Origin of the sequence: Allobacillus sp. SKP2-8, from assembly GCF_007559355.1 — a bacterium.
Taxonomy (GTDB): domain Bacteria; phylum Bacillota; class Bacilli; order Bacillales; family Alkalibacillaceae; genus Allobacillus; species Allobacillus halotolerans.
In genome coordinates, this window is the sequence record NZ_VMHF01000036.1 from 3,759 (window position 1) to 4,804 (window position 1,046).

Annotated in this window: 1 protein-coding gene; it reads right to left on the reverse strand. The window is 42.5% G+C overall.

All coding sequences use genetic code 11. The features are described 5' to 3' along the window. Positions 1 to 27: 27 nt before the first annotated feature. Positions 28 to 762 (reverse strand): YqcI/YcgG family protein, encoded by a 735-nt coding sequence (locus tag FPQ10_RS12755; RefSeq protein WP_144163877.1) that lies wholly within the window; start codon positions 760 to 762, stop codon positions 28 to 30. Between the last annotated feature and the right edge of the window lie 284 nt (positions 763 to 1,046).

The window sequence follows — 1,046 nt, forward strand, 5'->3', positions numbered from 1 at the left end:
AGCTTTCTCTTTCCGCGATTTTTATTGTTAGCTATCTTTATGGTGGAAAGGACATTTTCCTTTAATCGGTTCAATGTCATCGCCAATAAAGAATTGCTTCCACTCATTATGATCAGGGTCACCGAAATGACTGATATCCGGGTGTTTTGGAAGACCATCCCAAGCTTCAACGCGGGCACGGACTTTTTCACGGGACATGATGCCGCCTTTTTCTGTACCTTCGAGCCCTTCAAAAATCTTGCGTGGCTGGAAACCTAAGACGAGACTATTGCCAAGGTCTCTAGTTTTTCTCTGCTTATAAGCGGGCGCATTACCGAACGCGAATATTGGCTCGCCTGCAAAATGGAAATCCCATAAATAATGTTCAGGGTCTTTCGGCGCGCCAGCTGGCCAATCGAAACGGTCTTGTTCATGTAAATATTGCAGAATGTCCCAGAAATACGATCGATAATAGTCGATTGATTTTTCTTCAGACTCAGGCTCCACAAAAATGAATAAACCATGTCTCGTTTTATTTTCCGGTGTGAAGAGACTTAGAAAGCTTTCTACGGCTTCAGATAAATGATCCCATTTATCATGCTCAATGTAAGAATAACGAAGCTCACCTCTACGCTGAGCCGTCATACCGAAAAAACATGGGAATGTAGGATCTGTAACAGTTTCACTAAACGTTTTATATTCTCGTAACAGCCAATCCGGTAAGTGATCGGCTTGTTCAAAATCATCCTTTGTCAGTAAAAATGAACTATTTTTAGTCAACATTTGAAAACTCCTTTAAAACGCAACTTCTCTCACTTCTTCTATAGGAAATATCCCCGCTATGACGGCGATTTAAACATATCCTTCCAGTTACATGAAGTAATGTACGGAACTTGAAACATAAAAGCGGTCGTTTTCGATGTTTGGTCACGGGCCTTCAGTGTTAACCCGCGTCGCTTCAGTGTTAATTCTCGTCGCTTCAGGGTTAATTCGTGCAGCTTCAGTGTTAACCCGCGTCGCTTCAGTGTTAATTCGCACGGCTTCAGTGTTAATTCCCGCAGCTTCAG

Bases quoted from the DNA above. Each gene is read 5' to 3' on its own strand.
- FPQ10_RS12755 (WP_144163877.1), bottom strand. From the start codon at position 762: ATGTTGACTAAAAATAGTTCATTTTTACTGACAAAGGATGATTTTGAA.